At 55.1% G+C, this 15,606-nt stretch carries 15 protein-coding genes; 8 read left to right on the top strand and 7 right to left on the bottom strand.

Annotated features, from left to right (window positions below; genetic code table 11):
- Positions 1-539: 539 nt before the first annotated feature.
- Positions 540-1,055, bottom strand: a complete 516-nt coding sequence (locus EDF61_RS17535; RefSeq protein WP_286172337.1) for a CGNR zinc finger domain-containing protein — start codon at positions 1,053-1,055, stop codon at positions 540-542.
- 56 nt (positions 1,056-1,111) lie between these two features.
- Between EDF61_RS17535 and EDF61_RS17540 the strand changes: the two genes are divergently transcribed.
- Positions 1,112-2,032: an AEC family transporter gene (locus EDF61_RS17540; protein WP_208294305.1), complete on the top strand. Its 921-nt coding sequence runs from the start codon at positions 1,112-1,114 to the stop codon at positions 2,030-2,032.
- 928 nt (positions 2,033-2,960) lie between these two features.
- Positions 2,961-4,249 (top strand): IS3 family transposase gene (locus EDF61_RS17545; RefSeq protein WP_133834992.1). Its coding sequence is split into 2 segments (ribosomal slippage): positions 2,961-3,234 and positions 3,234-4,249, totalling 1,290 coding nucleotides; the frame shifts between segments, so codons are not numbered across the junction.
- A 544-nt stretch (positions 4,250-4,793) separates the two neighbouring features.
- On the opposite strand, the gene EDF61_RS17550 is transcribed toward EDF61_RS17545, so the two are convergent.
- Complete coding sequence (locus EDF61_RS17550) at positions 4,794-6,260, bottom strand: amino acid permease (RefSeq protein WP_133834993.1); 1,467 nt, start codon at positions 6,258-6,260, stop codon at positions 4,794-4,796.
- Between the two features lie 215 nt (positions 6,261-6,475).
- The gene (locus EDF61_RS17555; protein WP_286172338.1) at positions 6,476-7,723 is read right to left on the bottom strand and encodes a MalY/PatB family protein; all 1,248 of its coding nucleotides are present in this window, start codon (positions 7,721-7,723) and stop codon (positions 6,476-6,478) included.
- Positions 7,724-8,445: 722 nt separating this feature from the next.
- On the opposite strand from EDF61_RS17555, the gene EDF61_RS17560 reads away from it, so the two are divergent.
- From EDF61_RS17560 to trxA, 3 genes are all read left to right on the top strand, one after another.
- A complete protein-coding gene (locus EDF61_RS17560; protein ID WP_133834995.1) occupies positions 8,446-9,018 on the top strand; it encodes an OsmC family protein in 573 nt (190 codons plus the stop codon).
- 292 nt (positions 9,019-9,310) lie between these two features.
- Positions 9,311-10,135, top strand: coding sequence for an IclR family transcriptional regulator (locus EDF61_RS17565; protein ID WP_133834996.1), 825 nt, complete (start codon positions 9,311-9,313; stop codon positions 10,133-10,135).
- Positions 10,136-10,759: 624 nt separating this feature from the next.
- Positions 10,760-11,086, top strand: a complete 327-nt coding sequence (gene trxA, locus EDF61_RS17570; RefSeq protein ID WP_133835029.1) for a thioredoxin — start codon at positions 10,760-10,762, stop codon at positions 11,084-11,086.
- A 138-nt stretch (positions 11,087-11,224) separates the two neighbouring features.
- Here the strand turns inward: trxA and EDF61_RS19240 are convergent, their stop codons facing one another.
- The gene (locus tag EDF61_RS19240) at positions 11,225-11,821 is read right to left on the bottom strand and encodes a winged helix-turn-helix transcriptional regulator (RefSeq protein ID WP_353653996.1); all 597 of its coding nucleotides are present in this window, start codon (positions 11,819-11,821) and stop codon (positions 11,225-11,227) included.
- Here EDF61_RS19240 and EDF61_RS17580 point away from each other — a divergent pair.
- Positions 11,708-12,115, top strand: a complete 408-nt coding sequence (locus EDF61_RS17580) for a nuclear transport factor 2 family protein (protein WP_133834998.1) — start codon at positions 11,708-11,710, stop codon at positions 12,113-12,115. The two genes, EDF61_RS19240 and EDF61_RS17580, sit on opposite strands and share 114 nt — an antisense overlap.
- Positions 12,116-12,243: 128 nt before the next feature.
- Here the strand turns inward: EDF61_RS17580 and EDF61_RS17585 are convergent, their stop codons facing one another.
- Positions 12,244-12,681, bottom strand: coding sequence for an OsmC family protein (locus EDF61_RS17585; RefSeq protein WP_208294306.1), 438 nt, complete (start codon positions 12,679-12,681; stop codon positions 12,244-12,246).
- A 147-nt stretch (positions 12,682-12,828) separates the two neighbouring features.
- The gene (locus EDF61_RS17590; RefSeq protein ID WP_133834999.1) at positions 12,829-13,458 is read right to left on the bottom strand and encodes an isochorismatase family protein; all 630 of its coding nucleotides are present in this window, start codon (positions 13,456-13,458) and stop codon (positions 12,829-12,831) included.
- A 288-nt stretch (positions 13,459-13,746) separates the two neighbouring features.
- On the opposite strand from EDF61_RS17590, the gene EDF61_RS17595 reads away from it, so the two are divergent.
- Positions 13,747-14,358, top strand: a complete 612-nt coding sequence (locus tag EDF61_RS17595; protein ID WP_133835000.1) for a TetR/AcrR family transcriptional regulator — start codon at positions 13,747-13,749, stop codon at positions 14,356-14,358.
- 50 nt (positions 14,359-14,408) lie between these two features.
- Here the strand turns inward: EDF61_RS17595 and EDF61_RS17600 are convergent, their stop codons facing one another.
- Positions 14,409-14,858, bottom strand: a complete 450-nt coding sequence (locus EDF61_RS17600; protein WP_133835001.1) for a substrate-binding domain-containing protein — start codon at positions 14,856-14,858, stop codon at positions 14,409-14,411.
- A gap of 417 nt (positions 14,859-15,275) precedes the next feature.
- On the opposite strand from EDF61_RS17600, the gene EDF61_RS17605 reads away from it, so the two are divergent.
- Positions 15,276-15,605: a carboxymuconolactone decarboxylase family protein gene (locus EDF61_RS17605; RefSeq protein ID WP_133835002.1), complete on the top strand. Its 330-nt coding sequence runs from the start codon at positions 15,276-15,278 to the stop codon at positions 15,603-15,605.
- Position 15,606 lies beyond the last annotated feature (1 nt).

Raw genomic sequence — 15,606 nt, forward strand, 5'->3', positions numbered from 1 at the left:
TCGCGTTGGTACTCGGATAGTGTGCTTCGTGCGTGCATGAAAATGCTCCCCTAAAGTTGTTGACTTTTACAGTCCAACTTTCGGGGAGCAGTTCATTCCGGGGCTATTATCCATCGTCTCAAATCTAACGGTTCTGGCAGATGTGCTACTGGACAGGGGGAGAGGTCTAGAGAATTTTGTTGTCTGGGCAATTGCCCTTCCTGAAGCAGGAATGATTTGAATTTTTCTACTCAAGGCCTAACGGCTTAGTTATGCTTTCTGCGGTCAGTTCAATCTGAGGCTGCGGCGAGGTGTTGAACATCGGGTAATACTTTCTGATCTGAGGATGTCCTTGTTCCGTAGGTTAGGTTGGTACCACTGTTTAGCATTAATGGTCTAGTGCATACTGCGTTGTGTAGTCATTACGCCTTCCACAAATGAGAACCTCAAAGAAGAAGAGCGCGCTGCTTTGTGCAGCTTCGCGTTTATACGAGACCATATAGAACGATGGTTTGCTTAATTAGCTAAGCTGAAACTGTCCGGTTTTGAGCTCGGCTTACTTAATGTTGAGAATCTCTTCTGGAGCTGGAGCGGTGGCGATCCACGGCATCTCGGTTTCCGCAGCGAGCGGAGCAATAGGTGCGTAACCCATTGCGGCTGGTATCGACGTAAGCAACGGTGCAACCTTGTCTCTGGCAGGTACCTAGCCTTTGGCCTCCGGATTCCACGGTGAAAATTGCCAGACCTCCCGCGGTGACGGCTTTGACTCGCGCCACGAGATCTTGATCCTCGGAAGCAAAATGCAGATGGGGTCGCAACCCATCGTGGGCTGTCACATAGGTCTTTGTTGCACCTTTCGCTAGCAAGATATTGATCGACTCCAGGCGCGCATCTACGCTCTCAGCGGTGAAGGCTGGCTCGAGAAGCGTTGCCCACGCAAGTATTTGCTGGGATTTTTCCGTGGTGAGTGTGATCTGACGAATCTCATGATTGGACAAGAGCTCTCGCAGATGCTGAATGTCCCACCCGCGGCCCAGTAAAGTCACCAAGTCGGCGGCAAGGAGCGAACCAGTCATATTGTCATGGTTGAAATGCACTAACCCATTGCACCATAGTCAAGGGTGTGAATGTCGTGAGCGCCGCAATTTTTCCTATTCTACTAATCCTCATCGCAGGGATATTTCTGCGCAGATACCTCCCTGACAAGGGAGGATTCTGGGAGGGTTTGTCGTGGATGAGCTACTGGATTTTTACACCGGCCTTGTTTGTTACTAGCATCGGGAGCGCCGATCTTTCCATCATCGAGCCGGGGCCATTGCTATTCAGTCTGCTGATACCGGTTTTAGCGGTAGCCGGGCTCGCTTTAGGATTGGGTAAGCTTGTTCGCGCAAACGGTCCGCAATTAACTTCTCTTGTGCAAGGTTCAATCCGCATCAACACCTATATCGGTCTGATTTTCGTGTCTGCGCTTCATGGGTCTGCCGGTATTGCCAGCTTTGCACTTGCTTGTGCGGTCGTTGTTCCCTTGGTGAACATCATCTGCGTCAGCGCACTTTCCGTCTATGGGGCAAAGCAGCGCTACGGCGGTAAGCTCCGGCTATGGCAGGAACTGATGTTCAATCCACTAATCCTTTCGTGTGCGGGTGGATTATTGATTAATACCCTGTCTATACCCTTGCCGGGATTTCTGGGATCCACGCTCAACATGCTCGCCGCTCCAGCGCTGGTGTGCGGAACACTCATTGCCGGAGCAGCACTGAGCTTTAATTTCCGCTGGCGCGATGTGCTCGATATTGGCATCGCAACAATCCTGAAGCTGGCTATCCTTCCAGTGGCAGCAATGGCGATCGCAATCCCCCTTGGGATGACGGGGACCAGCTTGTCCGCCATCGTCTTGATCTGCGCTGTGCCAACTGCCCCGAGCGCCAACGTTCTGGCAGCCCGCATGGGTGGAGACACACGCCTGATTGCCGCAATCACTGGTACGCAGACCATTTGTGCTCTGGGAACGATTCCCCTAATGGTCGCGATCGCCAACCACTTTACATTTTAGTTTCCGTGTCGTGGCCAGCCATCCGCTATCCGATAAACTCGGGGTCATTCTCAAAACCTGCGAGTTGTACTTGACGGGGGAGTAGCACCAAGAATGCCCGAGGCATGGCAAATCCTCCGTCGCCATTCAAGATTTCGGTTACGAACAATTTCTGCATTCCTTGGGCCGAATCGAAAACATTTCCGAGGTGGCGACCTAGGCTCAACCTCAGTAGATACTATCTATGGGTCACGATTTCACTCCGAATCCCTGGATGCCCCTGCCTATGACCATAAAAAGCAACTACCCCAGAGCGGGAAGGATCAGAGCTGCATTGAGCCGGACGAAGATTGCCTCGATTGCACGAAGGAAGCCTGGCATCATCGTGGACGTCTGATTTCAAATGGCATATAAATCCGCAGTGGAGATGATCGAAGTCACGGCGGGAAGCGTGAGGAGTATTTGAGAACCAGCGGCACCTAAATTTCGCGTCACTTACTGATCACAACTGCCGGGTCCACGTCCGCAGGGCTTATAAATGGGACCTCAGCATTCGGAAGTCGAACAGCCGTCGCATCCACCTGGATCCTCGTTTCATGGAAGAAAAATAGGCATGACTAGCTAAATTCTAGTCGATGGGACAGTATTCGCTTTTCATTTTTCGGACCTTGCCTTGCTGACGAAATCGATTTGTGACAGCTGCATGTAAGCGATTCTGTGGGCTTTTCACAATCAATACCGCGATGTGTCCGATTACAGAGCGGTGCCCCGAGCAGTTTCGACGGTGCCCTAGGAACTCGCCCGCAATTTCGGTCTAAGCTATCAGCCACATGATGCACAGCTCCCAGCAGCATAAATGCCTGCCGGACCGTAAAACCTGCAAGTCGCCTGTGTAGAATGAACCGTCCCTGATTTGATGCCGCTGTCTTTCGAGAGAAAGATAGCAACCATGCCCAAGAAATACCCTGCCGAAGTTCGTGAACGCGCCGTAGCGATGGTTGTGGACCGGCTCTCCGAGTACCCTTCCATTTATGCAGCGTGCAAGGCCCTGGCTCCTAAGCTGGATGTCGGTCCCGAATCATTGCGTCGCTGGGTGCTCCAGGCCCAGGCCGACACCGGTGAGAAGGACGGCCCAACCACTACCGAACTCGATGAGCTCAAGGCGTTGCGGGCGGAGAATCGGGATTTGAAGGAAGTCAACGAAATCTTGAAAGCTGCCTCAATTTTCTTCGCGAGGGAACTCGACCCTCGCCGCCGCTAATCTGCCGATTCGTTGATGAGCAGCGGGCCGAAGGTCATGCGGTCGAGTCGATCTGCGCCGTCCTGCGTGAGCAGGGCGTGCAGGTTGCCGCACGAACCTACCGGGCCTGGAAAACAAGGCCTCCGGCCCTGCGAGCAGTTGAAGATGCGAAGGTCATTGACACGTTACGCAGCCTCAAAGTGTTAGACGCTAAAGGAAGACCGAAGCCAGAAATCCTTTATGGCCGGCGAAAGATGACCGCTTGGCCGCGGCGCAACGGCTTCCCCGCGGTCTCCAAACACACCGTTGACCGGCTCATGCGTGACGAGGGCATGAACGGCATGATCCGGGGCCGCAAGACCCGCACCACGATCACTGGCAAGGACGGACGCAGGGCCGGTGACCTGCTGAACCGAGACTTCACGGCAGAGGCACCAAACCGGATTTGGGTCACGGACTTCACCTACGTGCCGGTGTATTCCGGGTTCGTCTACGTGGCGTTGGTGATCGATCTGTATTCGCGGGCCATCGTCGGCTGGGAAACCTCCACTGTGAAAGACACCGCTTTCGTGGAGCAGTGCCTGAAAATGGCCCTGTGGCGCCGAAAACACAGCAATAGGCCGGTTGACAATGGGCTTTTGCATCACTCGGACGCGGGAAGCCAATACACCTCGATCCGGTACACCGACACTTTGGAAATTGAGGGGCTGGTTCCGTCGATTGGCAGTGTCGGCGACGCTTACGATAATGCCGCAGCGGAGACGGTGATGGGCTTGTTCAAGAACGAGGCCGTGGCCAAGGGTTCACCGTTCCGTACTGGTGCGTTGAAGACCGAATCCGACGTCGTTGAGGTCGCCTTCGGCTGGGTCTTTTGGTACAACAATGATCGCTTGCATTCCTCGCTGGATCACCAAACTCCAGAGGAATTTGAGCGAGCCTACTATGATGAAATGACAGGCTCGTTACCCGACGCAGCCGCACATAAGACGGCGGCATGATTTCCGGGACGGTTCATACTGAACGTGTCTGGTTTAGGGGTAAGGAGCTGCGATGGCAACACACAAGTTTATACCTCGGCCGCCGATAAAAATGACTCTAGCCCATGACTCGATCAGCCCACGGCAGCGAGGGTGCACTGAAACACCAACGGCTTGCTAAGCTTGGCTTTCCCAAGGGATTCCAACTCGGCAAACGCAGTCTCAAAGAACGTGGAGGACGGCTACGCTGACGGCTCAGGCGTCGTTCTTGCGAAGAGCTCGGTTGAGATATCTCAACCGAGCTCTTCGCAAGAACTATTATTTGAAGCCAAGCCAGGTGTTACTACGCTATCTAGAATTCGATAACACCAAAACTGTATTGTGCTCTAATGCGGATGCACTGTCAGAACGTCGCTTTCTCTTGCCGCAGATCTCTCGCAGCGTTCGAATTTGCCATGAAGTACATCATTAGCGCCGGCAAAGATCTCCGGATGCTTCGGGTTTTCACATTGAAGAAGGCCGGCTATGGCAAATTGTTATTATCCGAGTGTTCTATCGAAGTCCCCTAATTCTTTACTCGGCTGTACCCTGCTTGTGCAATTGATCGGATTCGCCCGCGGCAACCAAACCATCCGATGCAAATCATTGTGGAGCACACAGCAGTTACGACCAAGGTAGCTGGGGACTCCACAAACACCATTACCAGCACGACGCCAAGGAACAACAATGTTGCATACCCGGTGTAGGGAGCACCAATCAGGCGAAACGACGGGCGGACTAGACTGCCTTGGCGCGATAAGCGCTGCAATTTGAGCTGGCAAGCGATGATGGTTGCCCACGCGACGATAATGCCCACTGCAGCGACGCTCAGCACTATTTCGAACACGTCTCCCGGCATCAAGTAGTTCAACGGGACTCCAAGCAATGCCACAAATGCGGTGATAGCGATTCCTCCGACCGGAACGCCCCTGCGAGTCATCTTGCGGGCCATGCGTGGTGCAGATCCGGCCAGAGCCATAGATCGTAGAGTCCGGCCTGTCGTGTACAAACCAGCGTTTAGTGAGGAGAGGGCCGCAGTGAGGACAACAAAGTTCATCACGACATCGATGCCATTAATTCCGATTGCGGAGAAGAACGTCACGAATGGGCTTTCTCCAGCTTTGTAATAGGTGTACGGCAGCAGCAGAGCAAGTAGTCCGACGGATCCCACGTAGAACACTGCGATGCGGAAAATTACCGAATTAATTGCTTTGGGCATGATCTTTTCAGGGTGTTTTGTTTCTCCTGCTGCGGTGCCGACCATTTCGATCGAGGCGAAGGCGAATACAACTCCTTGCATCAGCATGATCATCGGCAGTAGACCATTGGGGAAGAGACCACCGTTTTGTGCAATCATTCCCAGACCAACTTCGTGGCCATCGATAGGGGTTCCAAATACTACGAAGTAGATTCCCACCAGCATAAACGCCACCAGTGCAGCTACCTTGATCAAGGCGAACCAGAATTCGAGCTCGCCGAAGACCTTGACTGAAACTAGATTAAGCGACAGAACCAGGATGAGTGCGAGCAATGCCCATAGCCACTGCGGGACATCTGCTATCCAAGACACGTAGTTTCCGAAGAAATTCATGTAGATTGCCGCCGCAGTGATGTCGACAATTGTGGTTGCCGCCCAAACGATCCAATAGAACCATCCCGAGACGAAGGCGGCCTTCTCTCCGAAAAATTCACGCGCATACGATACAAATGAACCAGAAGTGGGCCGATGCAAAATAAGCTCGCCAAGCGCGCGCAAGATGAAGAATGCAAAGATGCCACAAATAGCGTAAGAGAAGACCAGCGATGGTCCTGCAGATTCTAATCGTTCTCCGGCTCCAAGGAAGAGACCAGTGCCGATCGAACCTCCGATGGCAATCATATTGATCTGCCGTCCCGTAAGGTTCTTTTGATAGCCGTTGTCTTCTAGCTCGATGACCGAGTCGGTCTTCGCCGTTCCTGCTAGGCTATCCCGCGAGGTTTTAGAGGTTTTCATGTGATCCTTTCTTGGACACTTCACTGGTCAGATAGACCGTTTATCTGCGAATCCAATGAGATGTGGGTTCCGGCACTTAGTAGCCGTCTTCTTCGATCGTCAAGTCAGTGAATCCTTTGCGGGAAGCCGTGGATTCTTTGGGGAACACGGAATTGGAACGTTGTCGGTTGCTATCTCATCTTGGGAATGCGCATTTTATGGCTATGAACTAACCCCTAATAGTGGGCGTTCAAAGAACTGGCCATGCGTAGTAGTCCTTCTTTGAGAATCGACTGGGACGTTGCGAAGTTGAGTCTTGCGTGGCCTGATCCGCCGCTTCCGAAGACGTGGCCGGAGCTCAGAGCTACTTGGGCGTGTTCGATGAAGAACTGAGCAGGCCCGGATAGTTCGGCGACGGTGGCTAGCTTCCCATCTTGGGCTTCTTCCGTAATTCCCATGTCGCTGAAGTCCAGCCACGCCAAGTACGTTCCCTCTGGGGCCTTGTAGCCCACCTGTGGCATATGCTCGGCCAAAATTTTGCCCAGTAATGCACGGTTATCATCAAGGCCTTGGAGCAGTGAGTCCAGCCATGGTCTGCCTTGGTTGAAAGCGACAGTGTGGGCTATGATCCCTAGATGACTTGGTCCGTGGCTGACTTCTTCGGGCATACGCGCTAGATCTTCTGCGGCTTCTTCACCGGCATAGGCCAGCGCCGCTTTGAGTCCGGCAAGATTCCAGGCTTTGGACGCAGAAGTCAAAGCGAAGGCATTTTCCGAGCCCGGGACGCTGAGGTAGGGCGTGAAAGTGGCACCTGCCAAGATCAGTGGTGCGTGGATTTCGTCGGAAATGACGCGAACCCCGTGAGCGCGTGCCAACTGGGCCACGGCAGTAAGTTCGGCTGCAGTGTGTACGGTCCCGGTGGGGTTGTGTGGGTTGCTCATAAGGTATGCGGCTCGTTTACCTCCGATAGTGGCTTGGGCAAAGGCCTTATCCAGATTTTCCATGGATATGCGCAGGTCGCCTCCCAAGGGAGCCTCGATGATATTTCTGCCATCGTGGCTGACGAAGGCATAGAAAGGGGCATAGACCGGTGGACTGACTACGACGTTGTCGCCTCGGTCGGTGATCAGTCGCAACACTTCGACAATGCCCATCATCACGTCCGGAACAATCGCGGTGCGTTCCACAGCTAATCCATTCCAGCCCCAACGCTCAGAGGCGAAGCACTTCACTGCTTCGGCCAATTGCGTTCCCGCTGGGTATCCGGTATCGCCCGAGTCAACCGTCTTTTTTAAGCATTCGGCAATGGGAGGAGCTAGGTTGACGTCCATTTCGGCAACCCATAGGGGTAGAACGTTTTCCGGATGTGCTGCCCATTTCATGCTCGTTCGTTTTCGCAGCTGTGCCAGATTGAGTTCTTCCAGCGGATTTGATGGGTTTTCATCTTGGCGGACTAGGTTTTCTGCTGAACCGAGTGCGTTCAAAGGAGTTTGCATCTTGGGGTCACCTCAAGTTAGTTCATATTCGTTGGTTTGTTTATTCTTAGGGCATTTTGTGATGTACGCGGGTTGTCGCCTCGTTGGGCCAGGACATCGGTACTCAACATGGCATGCATAAGCTGTCCATGCTCGGGACAAGACTCAGATCAGAAGGGTCTGAAAGAGGCTAGGTTCCCTTCTGCAACTGGAACAGACTCTGGGCTGTCAGCCAACTTGCTCGCCCTACCCTCGGTTAAGAAATCACGAGATATCCCGTTCCCATAGTTTCAGCGGCAAGCCGTCATTTAGGGTCATTTCCAGAGATCCTTGCTTCGAGTCCTTTAGCGAGACTTTCGAGCTAATTTTTGTTCATGTATTTACCTAAGTTCTTGGCCAGCCCGTAAAGATGCGACCGTTCATGCTGGCCGCATACTCGAGATGGAACACTCAAGCCAACAATAGAGGTGACGGGAGTCACTTCCGAATAAATGGAAGATTACACTAAAGCGGAACTTAGAACCATAACTTACCCATAAATTTCTTGATATGAGCAAAAATACGTAGTCGAGCGAATATCAAGTTCCATTTTTGATCACTAAATACTCACGAATGGAACTTGCATGTTGATCTGGGGATGGTTTTCATGTTTACTGGTTCGTATCCGGGTACAAGTTATCGCCATGTCATTTAGTCATGTACTCGGATCACAAATAACCTAGGGAGCGAAAATGGACCTCGTAGAAACTCAGTCAGATATCAACAAAGGAATCGATGTCGATGTCCTGCGACAGACCACCAAAGCAGTTGAGGCCGATCGAAATCTTGGAAAGTTCACGTTTGAAGTTCAAGGCACATGGGCCGGCGGTGTGAGCCTGGAATCCGGCACCGGAGCTATTACTCAGGCAGGTGTCCGCGATGAATCACGGGTTAACAAGTTCAGCATGAAGAGTGACGAGCCGCCGGCACTCTTGGGCGATGACACGGATGTTTCTCCGTCTGAATACGTCCTGCAAGCACTTGCTGCGTGCTACACGGCAAGCCTCGCCATGAAAGCGGCTGACGCTGGAATCACCCTTCGTGCTTTCAACGTGCAGGTGGAAGGTGACTTTGATGTAGCATCGTTCTTGGAAATTGCTCCCGAAGAGCACCCTGGGGCAAGCCAGATCCGCATCAATGTTGACATTGATGCTCCGGAGGCAAGCCGCGAGCAGCTGGCTGAACTCGTCGCGGTTGTCGAACGTCGATCGCCCATTCGTGACACGTTGGCTCGTCCGGTGGATGTCGTCACCACCCTACTTTAGGGTTCTAGAAGGAGCGCTGGGATTGAAGTGGTGACGTGCTTCAAAAATTGAACAAGTACTCGGTCTTCGAGCAAAAACACACGGTCTGCTCTTAATCTTCGTAAAGTAAGGCATTATCAACGCTGCCGTCGGTTCGGACATCATCCTTCCGGTTTAGATAGGACCGAGCCGACGGCTGGTTTGTAGTACCTTGCTCGAGCCGAGAGATCAGGATTGAAGTAGGCTAAATGTATATCTTTCATCGGGGTATCCTGTTCGTTAGCCATGTGTAGCCAATGAGAGTAGGCAGTAAGTGGGAGAAAACCAGTCTGAGAGTGTCCGTAGTGTGGAGCGCGCAACCCGGATTATCCAGGTTGTTGCCGATGCTGGGGTAGATGGATGCCGTTTTACTACCATCGTCAACGACTCGGAATTGTCAAAAACCACGACACATCGGATTCTCGGCACGCTGGTCAATTTGGGTTGGCTTGAGCTGTCGGAGGATGAGTCCGTCTACTATCTCGGGCTTCCCCTTGTTCCAATCGGCATCAGGGCTTCTAATCGTCATGGCATTGTCGATTTGGCAACACCCCATTTGGAACGCCTCGCGGAACTCACTGGTGACACACTGTATCTTGTTGTTCGAATCGGCGACAAAGCGTTGTGCATCGACCGTCACGTAGGTGATTACCCGATTAAAACTACGCTTATCCGCGTAGGTGACTATCGGTCGCTGGGGACCTGTGGCGGTAGTCTCGCACTGCTGACCGGGCAACCCCAGAACCTCATCGAAGAATTGATCTTGGGCGCCTCTAATGAGGACGGGTTGAGTCAAAACCAGGATTTTGCGAAGCTGCCCTTCCTTATTGAACAGTCTCAACAACTGGGCTACTCAACCGCTCCGAGAGTATGGATCGATGGTGCCGGTGGCATCGGTGTACCAGTCCTTGGGGCAGACGGGGCAGCCGTCGCGGCCATTTCGCTGGAGGCCATTGATGCCCGATTGGAAGAACCCCGTAGATCGCAACTCGTTCGTTGGATGCAACAAGAGGCAACTGAGCTGTCTGAAAAGTTCAAAATGATCAATTCTGAATTTGGCCAGTCAGACATTCGCCGGCTCCTCTCGTCTGCTCTGTAAGATTATTCCAACTGGTCTATGCTTCGCAGACGATCTATTTTAAGGATCTCTGCAGAATATGTTCCTGTCCTTTAGCAGGCCAACCCAGGACTTGATGTTTGAGGGAATCAATTCCTGTGATTCTTTGGGTAGGAAGAATTCATCCAAGGCCATGATCGACATGCGGAGCAGCTGAGGAATGCCGAGTCCTGCATCCGCCGTTTGGTTACTCCCACCCGGGACATCATTTGTTGTTCTTTCCTCGCTGGCGTCAGCAAGTTAACGAGTTTTAATGGTGTTTGACGTGCGATAGACCAGCCTGAAACGTCATGCAGCAGAGCACAAGTACTGCACCGTGTAGATTTCGATATGACCGATGAGAAACTCAAATACGATATAGCGCCCTTGTGGCCTTTCCACGGTTTCCTTCAGCTACATTTGGGGCCGCATACGTATTGGTCGAGAACCATTTCAAATTGCGCACGATTGCTATCGGCCCTAGGACCCGCGCTATTTCGATAACACCAAGACGCCTGCCAATTGCCGTCAGACTTTCCTTAACGAAAGCCTCTCTCAGATCATAGACAGCAGATGAGTCCAGGATCTTCCCATAGCCAAAGTTTGCACATCACAGAAAGAAAAATCATGTCAGTTCAATCTGCAACCACGTCCACATTCCAGGCTGAAGTCCTCCAAAGCGATATTCCAGTCCTCGTAGACTTTTGGGCACCATGGTGTCCACCATGCCGAGCAGTAGCTCCAATCCTGGACACGTTGGCTCAGGAGAACTCTGGAAAGATCAAGGTCGTCAAGATCAACGTCGACGATAATCCACAACTGGCTCAGCAGTACTCGGTCTCATCTATCCCTGCCTTCAGAATCTTTGACAATGGCCAATCTGCTGGTTCTTTCGTTGGTGCGATGTCCAAGGAATCTTTCGAGGCACGGCTATCGGCATTCCTGGGCGATTAGTCCCAAAATCCGTATTGCCGGAGAAGCCCTCGAAGGGAAATTCGAGGGCTTCTGACGTCCTTGCTTCGGGGCCAGAAGCACTCGATTCGGATCTGACTGGATTGATCCCACGAGTGGAAGCCCACCCAGCATCCGGTGTCATCTCACCGCGATATCGGCGGCCGCCAACTTCTCGTCGTAGGAAGCGCGGGCGGTCTCAACCTCGGTGAAGTGCGTCTCGGCCCATTGGCCGAGCGCCTCGAGCGGCTGCCTCAGCGTCTGCCCGAGGTCGGTGAGCTCGTACTCCACGCGTGGAGGCATCTGGTCATACGCAGTCCGCGAGACAATCCCGTCGCGCTCTAGGTCGCGCAGGGTATCGGCCAGAACTTTCCCGGTGATCCCGTCCACGGCCTTGCGGATCTCCCCGAATCGCAGACGGCCCTTACTGAGAGCGATCACTGTCATTGCGGTCCATTTATTAGCTATTCGCGCCAGCGATGTGCGCGACGGGCACGACGCGACCATCACGTTCCACGGCGGCTGTTCGTCCATGTTGCACTCTTTTCTGCAGTTACGTTGAGGTAACAGGTTACCGATAGTTACCATTAGTGTATCCACATACCGCACGATTAAGGAGATTCCATGGCCCAGAACCAGACCGCCCCCGCCGAAGTCGCGGCCGCGTATTTTGATGCCTTGGGTAACGGCGACGTTCCCACCGCGATGGCTCAGCTGAGCCCGGAGGTTGTGTGGCATCAGCCGGGAGCCAACCAGTTCTCCGGGGAGCATGTCGGTGTCGAGGGCGTCGGTACGCTGCTCGGCGGGATGATGGAAGCCAGCGAGGGCAGCTTCCAGCTTGCCGTGACCGGTTCTGCGATGGTCAACGGCGAATTCGTTGCCGTCCCAGTACGCTTTACCGGTGCACGCTCCAGTGCATCGATGGACATGGCAGGAGTGGATCTACTGACGATCCGCGACGGCAAGATCGTCGCCGTGCATTTGTTCTCCGAGGACGGAGCCGCAGAGGACGCATTCTGGGGTCGCGGCTGAGCACGCAATGTCAACGACAGAGCAGCCCCGCGACTAATGGACGCGGGGCTGCTCTGTCTCGTTGCCCATTAGCCGTCTAGGACATGCCTCGCATGATACGGCTAGGGCAAACGTTATTCAGGGGCAGGTCAGCTACCGCACTCCTGACTTTCAAGTTCGGTGGTGGCTTCGATGCCGGCGTTGAGTGATCGCTTCACTGTGCACAGCTTGTCGATGATCCGCACCGCGCTTGAGACCAGCCTGTCGTGATCGCTTTGGTCGAGTTCCGATGAGTCCACCGTGATTCTCGTGATGAGCTCCTCCACTCGGTTCTGCTCTGCGTCGTAAACCGCATTTACGGTCGTGACGGCGTCGAACTCTTCGCCGAGTCTGCTTACTAGTTGCGCTTCGGCGGAAAGGGAAGCGCAGCCAGCAAGCGCGGCCTGCAGCAGTTCGACGGGTGAGAATGCGCCGGCGGCACCGGGTGCCCCGATGCGCAGCTCGGCACCGGCGCTATTGCGAACGGTGTAGGTGCCGGACGAAGTGCGTTGAGCGACGAGTTCGGGGATTGGGGCGTGTCCTGCCATGATCGTTTTCTCCTTGTTTCTTTTGGGGTGATTGTCAATATCTGGGAAAGATGAGCGATTGGAAAAGCGATTTTGCAGAGGGCTAGTATGGTCCCGGCGTTCTTCGAATGCCGGGCGACGCTGCAACTTGTTACTGGGAGTTCCTCGTCAGGCGTTGGTACGGCCTTGTGTTGCGGATGTGACGAGATCGCTTTTGGCTAGAGCCTGGTCGGTTTGCAGGGCCGTGGTCCAGATTCCGGTATCTGTGACGGAGGCCCAGTTCGAGTGCAGCAGAGCCATGAGTATTTCGTGAACCTGCTGTGCGGAGGCTCGTCCGGCCTCATTTGCCAGGTCGATCGCTCCGGTTGCGTCGGAGAGGACCTCGACCGCGAAGTTGAGTGGCTCGGCTGCGGCCGCTGATGCGACCACGCAGTTGTTGGTCATGTACCCGACCAGTGTGATGGTATCGACGGACTGCTCGCGCAGCCATGCCGCGAGGTCGGTGTTGGCAAAGATACTGGAGAATTTTTTGTGCACGCGATGTGTTGCGTGATTTTCGTGCGCGGCGACCGCGAGGTGGTTGTCGTAGGTTGGCGACCCGGAGGCGAAGACTGGGGATTCGGCGGGCAGTTCGTGTTGCACAAGTACGACCGGGATGCCGGCCTGCTTGGCTGCTTGGATCGCGTCATCGATGCGGGCAATCGAGGTATCGCGGTCCGGGTGCTGGATGGGGAGGAGTCCTTCGAAGTATTCCTGCTGGGCGTCGATGACGATTAGGGCGCGTTTTGGTGCGGTCATGATTTCTCTCCTGTATGTGATGGGTGATGCTGGGTTGGATGCTTGGTTGGTGGTCAAGCGAGCGGAGGGCGGCATATCATCGGGGTTAGGTCCCGCTACCTCATTGACATGTTGCTGCTAGAGTGGCCCGGTCAGCCGATGGTCGTGGAGTCTTGAAGGATGGTTGAATCACAACTCGGTGCTGCCCGCAGCCCCCATGTGGATTTCCTTCACTCTCAGTCAAACAACCAGACCGACCGGTCTGCCTGGTTTTCAGGGTAGACCGGTCGGTCTGGTATCGTCAAGCCCATGACGATGCCAGACCATTCACCACAGGAAGGACCCTCCGCACGCACGAGGATCTTAGACGCGGCCTCGCGGCTCTTCGCCGAGCACGGAGTCCGTGCCGTGGGCGTGGCCAGGGTGATCTCGGAGGCCGGGGTCGCCAAGGCCACCTTGTATGCACACTTCTCATCGAAAGAGGATCTCGTGCGTGCGTATCTAGAACGCCAGGCTGAGCGCTCTGAGCGGGAGATCGATTCCCTCGAACGGAGAGGGGTCCATGGGGGACTGCTGATCAGAGCGGTCTTCGACCTTGCGGCGGCTGCAGCTGCTCAGGACTGGTATGCGGGCTGCTGCTTCATAGCAGCGGCGGCGGAGCATCTCGACGATTCCGGGGGGATTTCCCGGGTGCTTGCTGATCAGCGGCAGTCGCTGCTGCAAAGGTTCGACCGCTGCCTCGACGACAGCGATCCGCGCAGCCGGGACCGGATAGCCAGGCAGCTAATGGCTCTGCTCGACGGGGCGAAGATCGCCTCGCTAGAGGAGGGTGCTTCCGCCTTCGATGCTGTCATTCCGCTGGTCGATCTGCTGGCAACCGGGACTGCACTCGCGGCACCTGCTGAAGAACTCCGACTCTGATTGAGCAGGAGAACTGCCGGGGCAAAGCCGTAAAAGGGGCTGTGTTTTTGTCAAGCGGATTCCGGAACGACCGTGGTGAAGAGATTGGCGGGATCGGTCGCCTCGGGGGCGGCGCCTTCATGCAGGGCCGATGTCACTTCATGTTCGATGCGCCGAGCCTCGGCGACGTAGGCGCAGATCGCCGTCATAGGATCGTCCAGCCCTCGCCAGTGCTCGATCGCGGCAGCGGCGAATTGGGCGTCGAGCGGCACAGTACGTACCTCCGGCGCAGCAATGCCAGCGTCCGCACATGCTGCCCGAACACCTTCAAGCCGCGGTTCGGCGAAATCCCTAAGCAAAGGCGACTCGGGGTAGGCATAGCCGATTCTCGTGTGCCCGGCCGCGATGAGGTGCTCTGCCTGCAGCCGACCGATCCTGGAGTCGGGCCGGACGAAGCGCGCGCTCCCGTCGGACTCGCCGGAGAAGAGTACGGCCACGCACTGCACGCCGGCAGTGCGCATAACACGATCTGAATTCGGATCCACGAAAGTGTAGGACAGCACTGCAGCAGGAGCGATGTCGCTCCATGCAGCTTCGACGCCGCGCCCCCCGCCCCTTCGATGTGCGTCATCAGAGTCAGGCCCACCGCGTCGAAGCCCGCAGTAAGCTCGGTCAGCAGCAGTCCCGAGGCCGAGCCGAGTGGCCAGGGCTTCAAGATTGTAGAGCACGACACCGGATCGTCCTCGCTTCAGCGTCCGCGCAGCCGCGGACGGGGTGTAACCCAGGCGCGCGGCGACATCTAGCACCCGGCGGCGGGTGCTGTCGGAGATCGTCTGGCGGTGCTGAAAGTCAAGAGCGTGCGATGACCACTCGCCCGGCCCCGGCGGGATCGGGCACACCGAACTAACCTAGAAACAATCGATCGAGAAGGAGAAGCAATGCACAACCACAATGAGGAAACCGCGTTCATGGCCGACATCAAGGAGTCCGCGCCGGAGATGGTCTCGGCCTTTTTCGGATTCGACAAGGCCGTGTTCAAGAAGGACGCCGGAAACCTCGATCTCGCCACCCGTGAGTTGATCGCTGTCGGGGTGGCGGTGACCACGCAGTGCCCGTTCTGCATTGAGGACCACGCCAAGCGTGCCGTCAAGGCCGGTGCATCCAAGGCTGACGTTGCTGAGGCGGTCATGGTCGCGGCCGCCCTGCGCGCCGGCGGCGGGGTCACTCACGGCTGGAAGGCGATGAAGGCTATCGCTGAAGACAAGTGAC

Origin of the sequence: Arthrobacter sp. JUb115 (assembly GCF_004365035.1) — a bacterium.
Lineage (GTDB): Bacteria > Actinomycetota > Actinomycetes > Actinomycetales > Micrococcaceae > Glutamicibacter.

Excerpts from the sequence above, each read along its gene's own strand:
- EDF61_RS17590 (WP_133834999.1), bottom strand. The coding sequence starts at position 13,458 with ATGACCGCACCAAAACGCGCCCTAATCGTCATCGACGCCCAGCAGGAA.
- EDF61_RS17595 (WP_133835000.1), top strand. The coding sequence starts at position 13,747 with ATGACGATGCCAGACCATTCACCACAGGAAGGACCCTCCGCACGCACG.
- EDF61_RS17580 (WP_133834998.1), top strand. The coding sequence starts at position 11,708 with ATGGCCCAGAACCAGACCGCCCCCGCCGAAGTCGCGGCCGCGTATTTT.
- EDF61_RS17600 (WP_133835001.1), bottom strand. The coding sequence starts at position 14,858 with ATGCGCACTGCCGGCGTGCAGTGCGTGGCCGTACTCTTCTCCGGCGAG.
- EDF61_RS17605 (WP_133835002.1), top strand. The coding sequence starts at position 15,276 with ATGCACAACCACAATGAGGAAACCGCGTTCATGGCCGACATCAAGGAG.
- EDF61_RS17535 (WP_286172337.1), bottom strand. The coding sequence starts at position 1,055 with ATGACTGGTTCGCTCCTTGCCGCCGACTTGGTGACTTTACTGGGCCGC.
- EDF61_RS17585 (WP_208294306.1), bottom strand. The coding sequence starts at position 12,681 with ATGGCAGGACACGCCCCAATCCCCGAACTCGTCGCTCAACGCACTTCG.
- EDF61_RS19240 (WP_353653996.1), bottom strand. The coding sequence starts at position 11,821 with ATGCCACACAACCTCCGGGCTCAGCTGAGCCATCGCGGTGGGAACGTC.
- EDF61_RS17550 (WP_133834993.1), bottom strand. The coding sequence starts at position 6,260 with ATGAAAACCTCTAAAACCTCGCGGGATAGCCTAGCAGGAACGGCGAAG.
- EDF61_RS17560 (WP_133834995.1), top strand. The coding sequence starts at position 8,446 with ATGGACCTCGTAGAAACTCAGTCAGATATCAACAAAGGAATCGATGTC.
- trxA (WP_133835029.1), top strand. The coding sequence starts at position 10,760 with ATGTCAGTTCAATCTGCAACCACGTCCACATTCCAGGCTGAAGTCCTC.